1 protein-coding gene is annotated in these 1,676 nt (G+C 72.7%); it reads left to right on the top strand.

The window, feature by feature from the left end:
* A partial coding sequence (locus DQW06_RS29735; RefSeq protein WP_370449160.1) for a hypothetical protein occupies positions 1-1,676 on the top strand: 1,676 nt, incomplete at both ends.

Raw genomic sequence — 1,676 nt, forward strand, 5'->3', positions numbered from 1 at the left:
CCCCATCGACAACTCCCTCAACCCCGTGGCCCTCAAGGGCCTCCTCTCGCACAACCTCGGCCGCCCCTCCGGTACCGACATCCTGCGGATCGGGCGCACCCAGTGGCGTGTCGCCGCCACCCCCGACTTCACCGGCGCCCGTATCGTCACCGCGCGCCCCGACGCCAGGCTCGTCCACAAGGAGGCCGAAGGGCAGAGCGTCTCCCACAGCCGCTCCCAGGGCGGCGGAACCACCGCCACCACGGCCTTCCGGCCCACCGGCCACCACACCGTGGACCCCGACGACAACGACCGCAACGCCTACCTCACCGGCTCCGGGGAGGCCACGGCGCGCACCATCACCGGTGACTCGCCCACGGGCGACGGCCTGGCCAGCGGAGAGCCCTCCGACATGGAGCGCCAGCGGCTCGGCACCGCCTACCTGGTGGAGTTCGACACCACCTGGACCACCGGCGCCCGAACCGAGGAGAAGGCGTTCTTCGGTGGCACCGTCCCCCGGCAGTTCACCTCCCACCACACCAACAGGACCAGCGCCTGGATCTCCCGGAGCGACGCCGTAGCCCTGGGCGTCCTCACCTCCGAACAGGCAGACGCCGCCGAAGCGCCCATCACCGCCGAGTACGACGCCGCCAAGGCCATGGCCGACGCCGAGGCCGCCTACACCGAGCAGCGCGCCAAACTCCCCGCACTGGTCAAGGCCTACCTCGACGCGTACAAGGCCCACGCCGCCGACCCCACACCCGCGAACCGCGCGGCCCTCGACGACGCCCGCACCGCCTACGGAACCCAGACCACCGCCTACCGGACAGCCCTGGGCGCCTACAACGACGCCGTGACTGCCTGGACCACCGCGACCAACGCCACCGCCGCCCACCTCGCCGATATCACCCCGCCCGACGCCCCGCCGCCGACGGCCCCCCGTTCCACACCCAGCGCGCCGCTGGAGGAGCAGCTCCGCCCGGTGTTCGGCCTCACGCCCCGGGAGGCTCCGGCCGCGCCCGACCCGAGCGGCACGACGACGGAACCGGACTCGCGCACCCCGGCCCCCGCGGCCGGGCCGCCGCACCCGGGGACCACCTCCCGCACGACCGTCTTCGCCATGACCGACATCGCCGGAGAGGTGCGGGATCCGGACGGGGACGGCACCGGGATGAGCGGCGCCGACCTCGACTCCCTTGCCCGCGGACTGGGGCTGACGGACACCGATGACCCCGCCGTGTCCGGGTCCGGGACGATCCGCCGACTGCCCACCGGCGCCGAAACCGACCGCTACGGCACCCTCCTGCACGACCCCGCCTACAACCCCAACACCTTCGACGCCCTCCCCACCGCGACCCAGGACGCCGTCTCCGCCTACACCCGCTCCTCCTGGCTCAACCGCTTCGCTCGCCTGAACCCGCTCGACGAAGCGACCGTGCAGGCCGAACTGGACCGCATCCGCGACCAGAGCCGACCCCACCCCGGATGGCAGGTCTACGAGATCGGCGACGGCCGCTGGCCCGACCTGACACAACTACAAAAAGCCGCGCAGCAGGGGACACTGAGCCCCGAGCAGACCCGGATCGTGCGAGGCGTCCTGGACAACCCCTATCCGCAGGCCGCACTGGACAACCTCCAGGTAAGCTCCGGAAACGCGGGCCGGATCGCCGAATCCCTCGCCCTGCACGGGGAACCGG

Origin of the sequence: Nocardiopsis sp. TNDT3 (assembly GCF_003427465.1) — a bacterium.
Taxonomy (GTDB): Bacteria; Actinomycetota; Actinomycetes; order Streptosporangiales; family Streptosporangiaceae; genus Nocardiopsis; species Nocardiopsis dassonvillei.